The sequence below is a fragment of the Alcaligenes sp. EGD-AK7 genome, assembly GCF_000465875.3.
Taxonomy (GTDB): domain Bacteria; phylum Pseudomonadota; class Gammaproteobacteria; order Burkholderiales; family Burkholderiaceae_B; genus Alcaligenes; species Alcaligenes phenolicus.
Genome location: NZ_AVOG02000001.1, coordinates 755,751 through 770,358 on the forward strand (window position 1 = coordinate 755,751; position 14,608 = coordinate 770,358).

Annotated in this window: 12 protein-coding genes; 10 read left to right on the plus strand and 2 right to left on the minus strand. The window is 55.3% G+C overall.

Annotated elements, in window-relative coordinates:
• Positions 1-28: 28 nt before the first annotated feature.
• Together N879_RS03530 and N879_RS03535 are read right to left on the minus strand one after the other, a co-directional pair.
• Entirely contained in the window at positions 29-1,264 is a 1,236-nt protein-coding gene (locus tag N879_RS03530; RefSeq protein WP_009454604.1) for an MFS transporter, read from the minus strand.
• 5 nt (positions 1,265-1,269) lie between these two features.
• Positions 1,270-2,304: a class I SAM-dependent methyltransferase gene (locus N879_RS03535; RefSeq protein WP_009454606.1), complete on the minus strand. Its 1,035-nt coding sequence runs from the start codon at positions 2,302-2,304 to the stop codon at positions 1,270-1,272.
• Between the two features lie 175 nt (positions 2,305-2,479).
• On the opposite strand from N879_RS03535, the gene N879_RS03540 reads away from it, so the two are divergent.
• The 10 genes from N879_RS03540 (at position 2,480) to N879_RS03585 (ending at position 14,561) form a co-directional block, all read left to right on the plus strand.
• Positions 2,480-3,457, plus strand: coding sequence for a helix-turn-helix domain-containing protein (locus N879_RS03540; RefSeq protein WP_021446683.1), 978 nt, complete (start codon positions 2,480-2,482; stop codon positions 3,455-3,457).
• Positions 3,458-3,773: 316 nt separating this feature from the next.
• Positions 3,774-6,959: a TonB-dependent receptor domain-containing protein gene (locus N879_RS03545; protein ID WP_021446684.1), complete on the plus strand. Its 3,186-nt coding sequence runs from the start codon at positions 3,774-3,776 to the stop codon at positions 6,957-6,959.
• A gap of 64 nt (positions 6,960-7,023) precedes the next feature.
• Positions 7,024-7,902 carry a Slam-dependent surface lipoprotein gene (locus N879_RS03550; RefSeq protein WP_009454608.1) on the plus strand — a complete coding sequence of 293 codons (879 nt, stop codon included), beginning with the start codon at positions 7,024-7,026 and terminating at the stop codon, positions 7,900-7,902.
• Positions 7,903-8,017: 115 nt separating this feature from the next.
• Complete coding sequence (locus tag N879_RS03555; protein ID WP_031232139.1) at positions 8,018-9,505, plus strand: surface lipoprotein assembly modifier; 1,488 nt, start codon at positions 8,018-8,020, stop codon at positions 9,503-9,505.
• 455 nt (positions 9,506-9,960) lie between these two features.
• Complete coding sequence (locus N879_RS03560; RefSeq protein WP_009454612.1) at positions 9,961-10,563, plus strand: ATP-dependent Clp protease proteolytic subunit; 603 nt, start codon at positions 9,961-9,963, stop codon at positions 10,561-10,563.
• Between the two features lie 21 nt (positions 10,564-10,584).
• Positions 10,585-11,205: a glutathione S-transferase family protein gene (locus N879_RS03565; RefSeq protein ID WP_009454614.1), complete on the plus strand. Its 621-nt coding sequence runs from the start codon at positions 10,585-10,587 to the stop codon at positions 11,203-11,205.
• A 109-nt stretch (positions 11,206-11,314) separates the two neighbouring features.
• Positions 11,315-11,722, plus strand: coding sequence for an NUDIX hydrolase (locus N879_RS03570; protein ID WP_009454615.1), 408 nt, complete (start codon positions 11,315-11,317; stop codon positions 11,720-11,722).
• A gap of 167 nt (positions 11,723-11,889) precedes the next feature.
• Positions 11,890-12,315 (plus strand): DUF2946 family protein, encoded by a 426-nt coding sequence (locus tag N879_RS03575; RefSeq protein WP_021446685.1) that lies wholly within the window; start codon positions 11,890-11,892, stop codon positions 12,313-12,315.
• A gap of 51 nt (positions 12,316-12,366) precedes the next feature.
• Positions 12,367-12,903 carry a YcnI family copper-binding membrane protein gene (locus N879_RS03580; protein WP_009454619.1) on the plus strand — a complete coding sequence of 179 codons (537 nt, stop codon included), beginning with the start codon at positions 12,367-12,369 and terminating at the stop codon, positions 12,901-12,903.
• Positions 12,904-12,950: 47 nt separating this feature from the next.
• A complete protein-coding gene (locus N879_RS03585; protein WP_009454621.1) occupies positions 12,951-14,561 on the plus strand; it encodes a copper resistance CopC/CopD family protein in 1,611 nt (536 codons plus the stop codon).
• Positions 14,562-14,608 lie beyond the last annotated feature (47 nt).

A 14,608-nucleotide genomic window follows, 5' to 3' on the forward strand; every position in this document is an offset into this window, starting at 1 on the left:
GCACACGCTGGCGTTTTCAGACCCTGACTTACTGGCTACGCAGCAAAACTTCGGTGCTGGCACCGACGCTGTGGCGAACGCGCCAAGCCAGTACAAAGGCGAACAGAACACCCAAGGTGAGCACGCCCAGCATGACAACCTGACCGAAACGGTCCAGCACGATGCCGGCGACAATGGGAACGGCCATACGGGCCAAGGTGAAGATGGTCGACTGCAAACCGTAGTCCGATGCATTGCGCTGTCTACGGGTAAAGAACATGGTCAGCCCAAAAAGCAATGCCGACACAGCCCCCATGCTGGCCGCAATCAACAGGGCGCTGCTGATCAGCCACACCGGCCCCAGCTTGGCCCAGACGGAAACCATCAACAGAATCAGAGACAGCAAGGCCGCCAGCAGATAAATCGGAATGGCACGCGCGGCACCCAGAAATGACGCCAAACGTCCGCCAATCAGGCTGAACACGGCACCGGTAATGCCACCGGCAATCCCGACCGTCCAGGCCACCTCTTCCAAAGGCATGCCCTGGTCCAGCATCAAGGGTTTCAAGTAGAACCAGACAGCGCCAATAAAGGGGAAGCTGGTCAGTAGCAGGCTGGTCCATTGCCTGGCCCCTTCCTGCCCGAAGAAGCTGACCCAATCGGCAACAAAACCGGGTGGTGCCTGCTCGGTCTCAGCCGCTTGCAAACCGGCTTTGGAACGCAAGAAGACAAAGGGCAAACAACCAATCACCAGCCCCAGGCCCATCAAGGCAAACGGTGCCTGCCAACCCCAACGGGCCTGCACCAGCACCATCACCCCCGCCCCGACGATCGCGCCCAGAAATAAGGCGGCAGAACGAATACTGCCTGCACGCAACTGCTCGTCACGCGGCAGGTATTGCACCGCCAAGGCATTCAAGGGGATATCCATCCAGGTCGCCACAATGCTGATGGCAAAGGTCAGGGCAAACAGCAGGGTCCGCTGATCAATCAGATTCTCGCGGCCTATGCCTACATACAAAGCCAGCAACAAGACCGCCATCAACCACAGCCAATGCACAAAATGTCCGCCACCCAGGCGGACACGCTGTACCGGCATGGCCAGCACCAGCTTGAAAATGGCGGGCAAGGCCGCCAGCTGGAACAAGCCTATCTCGGTGCCGGACCAGCCATGCTGTCGCATCACCAGGGGCATACCCAGCATCAGGTAAATACTGGGGACGGCCAGCACCAGATTCATCCAGCCAAACAGCAGCTGCGCCCCCCATGCTTTCCACGTCTTCATTCTCATCACCCTTTGCACGCCTTGCGCGCAATCAATGCAGTGACGGGCGCAACCGGAAAGCGCACCTCATCAAACTGCTGAACATCATCAAATCCGGCTTGTTCCAGCAACTGGGCCAACTGCCCTTCCGGCAGCACATGGCGGCCTTGCATGCGCATATGCAGGTAGTAATGCAAAATCCGTTTGGCCTTGCTGACCTCGGTATGCACTTCGGCGTGACAGCACACCAGCACCCCACCGGGGCGCAGCGCGCGATACAGACGGGCCAGCAAAGCAGGAATATCCGGTACAAAATGCAGCACGGAAGAGCACCAGATCAGGTCATAATCCGCCCCGAAATCGTCCACCAGCAGATCACCGGCCAAGGTGCTGATACGCGCTTCCAGACCGGCATCAAGAATTTTTTGCTGGGCGACGGCCGCCGCCGCTTCGTACTCGAACACCACGGCATTCAAGTCCCGCTGCTGTTGCGCCAAGGCGATGGTTACCAGTCCTGGCCCACCGCCCAAATCCAGCAAACGTTGCGCCTGCCAGAACTCCGGCACGGCTCCAAAAATTTCACAGGCCACCTCGGCCGTCACCGCCGTTTGTTCCTGAGCAATTTGCGAGCGCGCCGCTGCTGCCCAGCCTTGCTGAATCAATGCCGGATCCGCTGGAGGCGATTTGCCATTACGCAGCAGCTCATCGAGCTGATTGCCCACCTGACGCAAGACGCCATGCCGAAACAGCAAGGCATCGCCACAATATTGCGCCGAACCCGGATTCAGATAACGTGCCGTTTGCGGCAGGCTGCGATAGCGTCGCGGACAGGTCCACTGACACTCCAGCAGCTCCAGACTCCACAACAACTCCAATAGGTAGGCGGTGTTGTCGACGTCCCACTTGAGCACAAGCGCAAGTTCCTCAGCAGCGATAAACTTATCCAGATGCGCAAACACGCCATACCCCAAAGCCAGGTTCAAGGCATCTGCACTTAAACCCGCCAATTGCGCGTCCCAACAGGCTTGCAGAGCATGCGACTCCAGCAATTGCTCCGACAAAACGACTTCTCCTAGCGATCGATCCAGCACTGTTTTTTACCTCCGTGAATTTCACAATGGCCCTTCCCTCTGCCATCACAGCTAGAAATGATATATATTTAATGAGAATTATTTGCATTAAGATCTATGCTGAACGGAGCAATTCATATGCGAGGCGCTTTTAGCAGGAGAAATGATGAACACGCGCAAATTTGGCTATCGCTTAACCACGGATGAACCCAGGTCATGCCGCGCTCTGAGCGATGGCCGAGTCCGGCTGCAACTACCCGAAGAACTGGGCCACTGCTATTCCGAATGCGTGGAACTGGAACAAGGGTTCTTGTTGGGCCGCTTGCACTATCACCCCAGCCGATCGCTGGTTGAAGAGAGCAACGGCCCCCATGCGGGCCGTGTCATTGTGGTTACGGTGGGTCTGCAAGGACAGTCGGCCTATCAGGGTCGGGAGAGCTCAGATCTGCTGTTCAAGGCAGGCCATACCACGGTGACGGCTTTTCGATCCCTGCGGGGGGAACGCCACTATCAAGAGGACCAATCCGTATCGCAATTACGGCTGGTCATCAGCGAGGCGGCCTTGAACAAATACGTGGGCCCGGAACGCGCCACCCAGTTGATGGATTGCGTGGGACTGCACCGTCTGTCCTTTCATGCCAGCAGCCAGGCCACCATGGCCCATGCGGCGGCACTGGCACGCTATATGCAGCCGTGCACCCCGGAGCAGCCCATTCATCACCACAGACTGAATCTGCAAATCCATGCACTCAGCTTGCTGGCCGAGCAGTTCAACCGCCTGGCCCCACCCGACGCCCCCAACAGCGCCCCGCTGTCGGTGGATGATATTCAACGGGTCGAGCGAGCACGCGATTTGCTCAGCTCGCAACTGGACCAGCAAATCACGGTGGAGTATCTGGCCACGACGGTAGGCATTAACGAGCACAAACTTAAAGAAGGTTTTCGCTATCTGTACGACAACACGCCTATCGGCCTGCTGCTTGAACTGCGTATGCGCAAAGCCTATACCTTGCTGGAGTCCGGCCAACAAGTGGCCCAGGCCGCCTGGCAAGTCGGCTACAAATACCCCAATAATTTTTCCGTCGCCTTTACGCGCTACTTTGGCCGCTCACCCAAATCCATTTTTGGCAACAAGCGCGCCTAAACCTTTGTATTTCCGCTGTTTTCGGCCTCTGCATTCATAGAGGCCCACCCTTCTTTCAGGCCGCCCCCTGCGGCCCTCTCCCTGAAAAGTTCCCCTCCTGCTTTGACAAATTCCTGCAGTTGCCGCGGATTTCCGGTCCTGCATAGGAATTGCTCCGTCCTGCATATCAATCTAAGTGATAATTATTCTCATTAATGTGAATAATATCCCCGTGCCTTTCCTCACCTTTTGAGACAAGGGGTGAGCCTGGCCAGCAAACGGGAAGTACTTCCCCACGACAGATTGTTATTTTTCGCACGGAGCCCTGGTTCGTTTTATGTCCGCTACCCTTTCACCCTACACAAAAAAACACGCGCTCAAGCCGCTGGTGTATGCCTTGATTCTGGCCTCCTGGGCCGGGCAGACACAAGCCCAGAGCGTGGGCAGCGCCCCACCCTTCTCCCGTCAGGACGAGCGCCAGGACGATACGGACAGAGCCACTCGCCTGGACACCATTACCGTCGTACGTGAAACCCGCGATGAGGCCGGCAAGGCCGATGTCTTCGAGAAAGACGTCTCCAATGTGTACGCGGGCAAGGAAGAAATCGAGCTGTACAAGGGCAGCTCCGTGGGGGATTTGTTCAAGGGCCTGAACGGGGTGTATGCGGGGGATTCGCGCAATAGTGGCGCACTGGACCCGAACATTCGCGGCATTCAGGGTGAAGGTCGCATTCCACTGACGATTGACGGAACAGAACAGGCCACATCGGTCTGGCTGGGTCCGGCCGGGGTCGCCAACCGCAACTATGTTGATCCCAATATGATCAGCAGCATTCTGGTGGAAAAAGGCGTGTCGGCAACGTCGGGAGCCAGCGGGATTGGCGGATCGGTGCAGATCCGCACGCTGCAGGTGGAGGATATTGTCAAACCGGGCGAGACCTTCGGGATTGAATTGAAGGCGGAGACAGCGACGAATTCGACCAAGCCGAATGAACGGGCTTTTGGGATTTTCGGAAAGGACTATCGCGATATTCCAGGGGCGGTCTTTGATAGAGGAGGCAGCAACGGCGTTGTTCTACCTGACCACATTTCTCCAGACCGTATGCCGAAAGTCGGGAATAGCGGCAAGAACTTCAATTTTGAAGACCACTCCTACCGCCTGGCCATCGCCACACAACAAGAAAATTTTGATCTGCTAGCCGCATACAGCTACCGCAGTCGCGGCAACTATTACAGCGGTAAGAAAGGTAGTGACAAGTACGAGAACGACACCTGGCAAGAGGACGCAAATAGCGACTACAACCCGTCGTACTCCTTCCCCAGAGTGAGCTACATCGCCAAGTACTACCGTCCTGGTGAGGAAGTTCTGAACACATCCAGCGAACTGGAAACCACGCTGCTGAAAGGCACGTTGCGCCTACCTCACGATCAAGCCATTGATATGAGCTACATGCGCAGCAACCATACCTTTGGCGAAAACGTGCCATGGAACGTGGTCTGGGCAATCCATGCCCTGGATGGCTATGGTGAAAAAAATATCCTCCAAACCGAAAACCCGTATAGCAAGGTCAAACAAGACACCTGGAACCTGAACTACTCCTGGAATCCCGAAGGCAGTCGTTTCATCAACTTGAAGGCCGGAGCCTGGATTACCCAAAGCGATAGTGAGCGTCATCAGAATGGCGACATCATTTACGGGATCCAAGGCCAGGGCTTGAACAACGGACGCGATGGTGACTGGGACAACTACACAAATTGCCATGTCCTGGGCACAAACGGCTCTGAATGCGCTTGGGTACCTCCTACCGCCCCAGAAAAGCTGCCCAATACAGATGGGCGGTTCAACATCATCCCCAGAGCTTTGCAAATTACCGACCATAGGCGTAGTGGGCTGAACCTTAGCAACGCCATGACTTTACACCCAACTCTGGATCTAAGCTTATCGGCTGATTTCACACGAGAAAAGCTCAAGCAGCATGACGCTTCGGAGAAGCTCGAGAATCTGAACGAACTGACCTGGGGTGTGAACCACATGGGGCCTCGATCAGGCACCCGGCAGCAATGGAATTTTGGTTTTAACTTCGACTGGCGGCCTGTGGACTGGCTTCAGGTGAATGCTGGTGCACGCTATAGCGACTACTGGTCGTACGACGACAAGCTGGCCGAGATGCGTAGCCAGCAACATAAGGACTGGGCTATTCAGCCTGCCCTGAAAGGCTATAACTACCAGGTTCAGCGCTTAATGAGCAACCAGGAAGTTGCGGATTACGAACGCCAAATCATTGAAAGAGAACTCCCGCTGTACAAGCAATATGAAGAAGACTGGCAGTTCATTTCCGATTTAGATCCGAGCATGCTGGAGGCCGTTTTCGGGCATACAAGCAAAAAATCATTTGAAGAAATGCTAGGCGATTCATTTCATAAAGGAAAAATTAACGGCTATCGCTATACCAAAGAAACGGTTTTTGTTCCCTCTGGCGAAAGTCACAAAGGTTTTACTGCCAATAACCCCTTTACCAATGGCGAAATTGACTCAACAGAGCAAGTCACCGATGCGCAGGGGCAAAAGGGCACAGTAGACAAATACATTGCCTCGGTAAGCAATCGCAAACCTGTTTACCAAGACGAATCTGAAATACCCAATAAATGGGAAGAACCTAAAAAACAAAAAGACCATGCTTGGGTTCCTCACATCGGGCTGACAGCCTTCATTACAGACGATATTCGTCTTTATGCCCGTTACAACGAATTTGTACGTTTTCCAAGCCTGTTCGAGTCCTCCATGGCCTTGGCTGGTGGCAGCAAGCGCTCGACCGGGGCAGCTACTCGTCCTGAACACGCCTACAACTGGGAAATCGGCTATGTCCACAATCTGAGCAGCTACTTCCCAAGCCTGGACTATGCAGACCTCAAGATCAACTACTTCAATAACCGGATCAAAGACTATATAGACCGGGACTGGGACTTCAATACCGTGCAGTTTGCCGAGAAGAAAATGTCAGGTATTGAACTGCAAGCTCGCGTAGACAGCGGCAAATACTTTGCCAACTTTGGCGGAACCTACCGCTTAAAGCAGCAGCTATGCGATGCCGACTACGCCCAGACGTTTATGCCCATCCCCGGAGCCGCAGGAAGCGACAACATTCCTGCCTGCGTTGATGGCGGCTTCCCTCGCACCTTTGCCAGAACCAGTCTGCAACCGCAGTACTCCCTGAACCTGGATGTCGGTGCACGCTTGCTGGAAAAGAAACTACTGCTCGGAGCACGTGCGGTGTATCACAGCGCCGCAAAAAACAAAGATGAAGGGCATTTTGGTGGCCTTGGCTGGGCATTTAACAGAACGAACTACTGGAACCCCATTTTGGTCTTCGATGCCTACGCCAGCTATCAGGTACAGAAAAACCTGAATGTGGACGTGGCAATCAGCAATCTAACTAATCAGTACTACCTGGACCCCATGGCCCGCACTTCTATGCCGGCCCCCGGACGAACGGTGCGCGTCGGTATGACAGCACGTTTTTAAGTAAATCGGTTTTTTTGGTCGTTTTCGTAAAAACGCCCTTTTTCTTCACTTAATGGAGTTCGTAATGAAAGCAAGTCTGAATGTACAAAAACTGGCTATTGTTTCGGCTTTCCTGCTGGCCTCCGCCAGCAGCTTCGCTGCCCCCGTAGCTGGTGGTTCCTCGAAAGCATTCGTAGTGGCGGATAAGCCGTCCACAATGATGGCTCAGGGCGAAGCTGGTATCTCCATGCCAGGTACTGACCCTTATGACGCCACCAAACAATCGGGTGTGGTGAGCTTCAAAAGCGGTCCTCTTTGGCAAACGAATCAAGTGCTGGGTGGTGCTGATGGCAATGGATATATTCAAATGCCCTTGGGAACAAACATTGCTGAAACATGGCGCCATACCATCACCAGCGGTGTAGGAGCAGGCACTCAAATTTACGCCTATCGCCAACTGAACAATCCTCTGCCGGGCTACCCCCACTTCGGTGGCGAAGTAGTTGCCAAGGTTTCCGGCCAAGAAGTGTATTTTGGTGAGTGGGCTCCCCGCATAGCCGGTACACCTCCAGCAAGCAGCACGGATCTGAACCTGAGCCATGCTGACCGCACTGTGTTCTACACCGGCGAAAACCCAACTACAGCCATGCCTAACCTGGTCAATGCCAAGTACGACGTTGTAGGTGTCAACCAATACAACCCCGGCACCCAGGCTGGTATCTCCAAAGGCATCCTGACCGCCAACTACGGTGGTGGTACAGGTACTCTGGCTGGTCTGGTTGGCACTGTTTTGTTTAATGGCACAACCATTGCTTCCGATGGCTCTTTCGCTAAAAACTTTAGCGGTAGTACAGCCAAAATTGAGGGCCAATTCTACGGCGCAGCCGCTGACGCCTTGGCCGGGATTTACTACAACCCAGCCAACGGCGCCAATGACATGGCCTTCGGCGGTGCCAAGCAGTAATCCGCCTCTGACAACACGCTAGTGTTGCCATAAGAAAAAGGGGATCGACAAGCTCGATCCCCTTTCTCTCCGGACCCTGCGTCCATCTCCCCTTTTTCTTGCAAGGTTTCCATTCATGCATGGGCGAGCCCTTCCCCTTTTGTGCCTGTTGCTGGCCATGGCATCCAGCGCGGTGCAAGCCAACGACGACGATACGCGCCGACTTCTGAATCAAATCGACCGCAATCTGAACGAACGCGAACGCTCCCATTTAGTGGAAGAAACCCCGCCTGATGTGGACCCATCGGCCCTGATCACCATCAACGGCACAACTTATAGCGTCGATGCCACACTGACCGATCTGGAACCGGCCATTTATGTCGCCATCAATCTGCAACAGTGGGCCAAGGTGGATCAGTTTGTAGAAAAATATCAGGAGCTGCCCGGCCACAACCCTGCCCTGGTGCTGATGGCTCAAGGAGTGGTGGCCCGTAGCAAGGACAATCACAGCCTGGCGATCAGCAAGCTGCGCCAGGCTCAGGAAAGCGATCCCACTATGATGCGCGCCAAGCTGGAGCTGGCCCGCGTACTGTTCGAGGACTATCAATCCAGCGAAGCGAAAGAACTGTTCAGCCAGATTTCCTCTGCCGGTATTCCTGATGAAGTACGGCCCGTAATTGAAGGCTTCCAGGGTGCCTTGCAGGACCGCAATGCCTGGCACGGTTCCGCCTCGATTGGCTTGGGCTACAACAGCAATATCAACAAAGAAAACGGCCAGCAAGACACCTTCTTTACCTGCTATTTCTTTGGGTGCTTTCCGTCAGTGCGCAAGATGCCGGACCCGGTCAAATCCACCGCCATGGTCTACGACCTGACCTTGAACCGGCGTTTCCAGCTAAGCGGCAACCACAACCTACTACTGCGCGGCCTGAGCTACGGCAATCTTTACGACAAGCATAAGGAAGCCGAGCCCAAGGACATTTATTACAGCGACAACACCAGCATTATTTACGCGGGCTACAACTATCAGGACGCTAAAAACGATCTGTCGATTACGCCCTTGTTCGAGAACAATTACACCAACCGTCGCACCAGCTATCAGTCCTGGGGCGGGCGCGTGGACTGGAAGCACAATCTTAGCGACAGGCTGCAAGTAGGCGTGAATGCCCAGCACAAGAGCCTGTCCTACAAAGGCGATTTACGGCAGTACTTTGAAGAAGTCAAAGAGAACCAGATAGGCTTGTACGGCTCGTATCTGATTGATGCCAAAACCGTGGTCTACGGGGGCCTGAATTACACCCGTAATCTGCAGTCTCAGCAAACCGCGCAAAGCCGCAGCTATATGGCAAACTTGGGAATTTACAGGGCCTTTGATGCGGGTTTCAATATCAACGCCACGGCACTATACCGGCAGACCCGACACGATGCCGAGGACTTGTTCCTGGGCGGGCTGCGCAAGGACCGTCAGCAGATTTATATCCTGAACGTAGGCATGCCGCGCTTTGCGTTCCAAGGCATTACGCCCAATTTGTATGTGAAACACACTTTCAACAACAGCAATATCGACTGGGCTTTCAAATACAAGCAAACCGAAGTCGCGCTGAAGCTGGAAAAGCGTTTTTAAGCAAGGACTTCTTCGACCTTGGCGGCTGATCGGGTGCCGTCCCTTTTTAGCATCAAGCGCCTGAAGCAACAGGTATCTTTTTTAGTGACAGGGAGCGTCGTGCCACTGTTGAAGGAAGCGTTTTCAATGAGGTATCGGGGTTCTGTGGCAGGTCTCAAGGCCCAGCGGCAGCGTGTAGATCAGCCCTTCCCGTGATGCTGCTCCAGGAGACAGGACGATAAGGTCTTATTCCCTGGATCAAACACTTAACAAGCATGAGACTATGATGAACTTGCGGGGCAGACCGCCCTGCATTTGCTTTGTCTGCTTGCGTTGCGCCCTATTGCGCCCCCAGCGCGGACAAAAAAAACCACAAAAATTGCCAAGTGAAAGCCCGGTTGACCATCAGTCGGGATATAGTCGAGCAATCGATTTTCCTTAGCAGACAGAATACTTATCCCTTGGAGTCTTTCCCCATGCTTGGCCAAGAAAAAGAAACTCGCTCTGATACCAGCCCTCAAGACAGCGCCTTTCTGGAAGAAAAAGCCTTCCGCGCCCGTACTGTGCTGGTCTTTGGCACCATCACGGATAAGCTCGCCTCGGAAACCGTGCGCAAGCTGCTGGCGCTAGATGCCGAATCCACCGCCCCTATCACCATGATCGTGTCCTCGCCGGGTGGTCACCTGGAATCGGGCGATGCCATCCATGATGTGGTGCGTTTTATTTCCTCGCCCGTCACCATGGTGGGTACCGGCTGGGTGGGCAGTGCTGCTACCCACCTGTTCCTGGGTGCCGCCCGCGAGCGTCGTGTGTGCCTGCCTCAAACCCGTTTTCTGATTCACCAACCCAGCGGTGGCGCCGGTGGTCAGGCCAGCGATATGGCCATTCAAGCCCAGGAAATCATGAAAGCGCGTGAACGTATCGCCCAGGTGATTGCCCGTGAAACCGGCCAGCCTATCGAGCGTGTGCGTGACGATATCGAGCGCGACAAATGGATGAGTGCCGAGGAAGCCATTGAATACGGCCTGATCTCACGCATTATCGAACGCCGTGACGAACTGCTGCCTGCCAGCAAATAATGACCACTTGAGGGCCCCATCATGCTGACTATTCTTGGCAGAGAATCCTCCATCAATGTACGCAAAGTCATGTGGACCTGCGCGGAGCTGAATCTGGAATTTGAGCGGCAGGATTGGGGCATAGGCTTCAAGGACGTCAACACGGACGAATTCCGTGCGCTGAACCCCAACGCAAAAATCCCCGTCCTGCTGGATGGGGAACGTGTGCTGTGGGAATCCCATACCATTGTGCGTTATCTGGCCAACCGCCAGGCACCGACGGCCTTGTATCCGCAAGATGCCTGGCAAAGAGCCAAGGTGGATCAGTGGCTGGACTGGCAGGCCTCCGAGCTGAACCCGACCTGGACATATGCGTTCTGGAGTTTGGTGCGTCAATCGCCCAAGCATCAGGACGCCGCACAGGTTCAGGCATCCTTGGCTGCCTGGACCCAGGTAATGGGAATTTTGGAAAGACACTTGGCGCAGACCCAGGCCTATGCCGCCGGAACGGAATTCACCCTGGCCGATATCATTCTGGGCCTGTCCATTCACCGCTGGCTGAATACGCCGTTTGATCGCCCGGTACTCAAGGCAGTCGAAGACTACTACCACCGCCTGGCCGCGCGGCCTGCCTTTATAAAGCAATGTGCCGGTTTCCCTTAAGCGGTACTTTGCCTTAGCTGACCAAAGCCGCCCACTATGTTCGCGGCTTTTTTATGTGTCATTGACGCTCGGGGCCACTTGACGCCGTTTAAAAACTAGAGATGTAGACATGGACGAAACCATACGAGTTGGCTGCGGTGCAGTCATTATGCAAAACGACAAAATCCTGCTGCTCAAGCGTGTGCGTGCACCAGAAGCTGAGCACTGGGGGATACCGGGCGGCAAAGTGGACTGGCTGGAAACCCTGGAGCAAGCCGTTACACGGGAGATTATGGAAGAAGTGGGTTTGCGTCTGGAGAGTCTGGAGCTACTGGTCAATGTGAACCAGATTGATGCCGACAAGGGCGAGCACTGGGTGGCGCCAGTTTATTTGGTCAAATCCTTCACCGGCCAGGCCGTGGTGCAGGAGCCTGAGAAGCACAGCGGCATGGACTGGTTTACATTGGATCAACTGCCAGAACCCTTGACGGTGGCGACCCAGGTGGCGGTGGCTGCAATCAAGAAACGTAGGGAGTGAAACTGCCAAGTCAGAAGCAGCACTAATACCAAGGTGGGCGGCAGGATCAGGAACAAAGACAAAGATAAACCAGCCAGATCAAGATCAAGATCCACGTGTAGTTTGGTGCCAGATAACTGGCGAATGCCTCATCAGTCGGCCCCCACTTTTGTAATATACTTTTCCGCATGCGCGCCCTGGGTCCCCGTTTCGTTTCCCGCGAAATCCGAGTTTGGCAACTTCTGTTTTGCCTGGCTCTGCTGGCCTACGTCTGTCGCGCCATCATCCCGGCAGGCTACATGCCTACCCGCTCAGAACAAGACAATGGCTTTGCCATTACCTTCTGTACGGCTGGCAATGCTGCCAATACGCTCTGGATTGGTCTGGTCGGCCAGGATGGCCAGGCGGATTCCGATACGCATCACAATCAACAGGACTGCCCCTTTGGTATCGCGGCCTCCCCCGCCTTGTTACCGACCCTGGATGCGCCTGTTCTGATCAGCCTGATCAGGTACCGGCCGGTTTTGTTAGCCCAGAGCAATCAAACCCTGCCACCGCTGCCGGCACAAGGCCCTCCTTTAGGTTCACGCGCCCCGCCTTTATTCCTCGCTTGATGTGTTCCCGTCCTTTGACGGTTTCTCTTTTTTATCTAGCCGAGGTTTTCAATGTCGATTTCTTCTACGTCTTTCCGTGCCACTCTGGGCATGGCTGCCGTGCTGTTCGCGTCTTCCGCTGTGGCACACGTTTCCCTGCAAACCAAGCAAGCCCCGGTGGGCAGCAGCTACAAGGCGGTTCTGTCCGTGCCGCATGGTTGCAAAGGCTCTGCCACCACCAAAATTCGTGTCCGTATTCCTGAAGGTGTGGTCGGTGTAAAGCCACAGCCCAAAGCAGGCTGGACCCTGGAAACAGTAAAAGGTGACTACAAGCAGGCCTACACGCGTTGGGGTGCCAAAGTCAGCTCCGGTGTTCAGGAAGTGGTCTGGACTGGCGGCCCTTTGCAGGACGAGCACTATGACGAGTTCGTGTTCATCAGCTACCTGGCCGATGAGCTCAAGCCCAATAGCACGCTCTACTTCCCGGTTGTTCAGGAATGCGAACAAGGCGTGGAGCGCTGGGTTGATCAGGCAGCTCCGGGCACCAAGGAAGCGGCTGACCATTCCGACGCCCCTGCTCCTGCGCTGCAACTCTTGCCCAAGCCTTAAACACCCAGGCGGCTGATGCCTTTGGGCATCAGCCTGAAGGAGATCTTATGCAAACGCAGACCCTGCGTAGGCAGGCAGCTTGCCACCCACTGCTCGTGCTACTGCTTGCCTTGCCGTTGCTGGCCTGGGCGCCGGTGCTGTATGCCCATGCCTCCTTGGTCGCCAGCAAACCCGATAGCGGCACGGTGCTGGCCCAGGCTCCCAGTACAGCCAGCCTGAGCTTCAATGAGACCGTATCGCCCTTGCTGATGAAGTTGATTCGTCCCGATGGTTCCTCCAAGGAGCTGGAGGACGTTCTGACACAAGACCAGCGACTGGAACTGGCCTTGCCGCCCATGGAAACCGAAGGCACGTATGGGCTGAGCTGGCGGGTTATTTCTGCTGACGGCCATCCCGTAGGCGGAACACTGACATTTTCCATTGGGGCGCTCAGCTCAAATCTGGTGGACAGCACCCACAGCAATCCCCTCAGAAATGGACTGATCTGGCTGGCCCGACTTCTGGGCTATGTGGGCCTGTTTACAGGGATAGCTTGGGTGGTCTACCGCGCTCTGGGTCCAGCATCAAACCCGCAAAGTCATATCGCACCGCGAATGCTGGCTTTAGGTGCCGTCGCCTTATTGCTGAACCTGGGCCTGGTCGGTGTCGATGCGCTGGATTTGCCGCTGTCCGCCCTGTTCAGCACATCGGCCTGGAAAACGGCGGCATCCACCTCGATGGGCTTGGCCGTGCCGCTGGGCTGGGTCGCCCTAGCCTGTGCCGCCCTTTCCTGGAATGCAAGAAACGCCACTAGTAAGAAATGGCTGGCTGCTTTGGCGCTGATTCTTCTGGGAGCTTCCCTGGCGTCCAGCGGACATGCCAGCACAGCAGATCCCGTCTGGCTATCTCGGCCCAGTGTCTGGCTGCATGTCGTGGCGCTGACACTGTGGATTGGTTCCTTCCTGCCTTTGGTTCATGCACTTCAGCATGCTCAGGAATCCCGCTTGCTGACGCTGTTCTCGCGCTGGATTCCCGCTGTCCTGCTGGTTCTGGTCCTGAGCGGAGCCGCGCTGATCTACGTGCAATTCGGTCAACTCGCTTCGCTATGGGAAAGCCGATATGGACAAGTGCTCAGTGCCAAGCTGATTCTGGTCCTGCTCTTGCTGGGTTTGGGAGCCTACAACCGCTATCGTCTGACTCAAGCCGTCTTGCAACAGCGTAGCGATGCCCGACAGGCTCTGCGACGTGTGGTTCGTCTGGAATATGTGTTGGCGGTGCTGATCCTGGCCGTGGCCGCATTATGGCGCTTCACCCCGCCCCCGCGCGCCCTGGCCCAACTAGTTCCACCCAGCGTTTCCAGCCATATTCATACCGAAGCCGGTATGGCGGATCTGTTGTACATCCCGGCCTCCACCCAGCACCCGGCCATTCTGACCGTCTCTTTATACGAGCCGGATTTCAGTCCCCTGAAGGCTCAAGAAGTGGAGGTGATTTTCAGCAACCCGCAAGCCGGGGTGGAGTCCATTACCTTTCCGGCGGAACTCACGCGGCAGGATCAATGGGAAGTGAGTAATGTCGAGCTGCCGCATCTGGCCAGCTGGGATATTCGTATTCAGGTGCTGATTTCAGACTTTGAACGCATACACCTGGATAGCACGCTGGATTTGCAAGCCAACTAAAGCGCACACAAAAACAGGCCGCGTCACACGGCCTGTGGTCCCTCTTT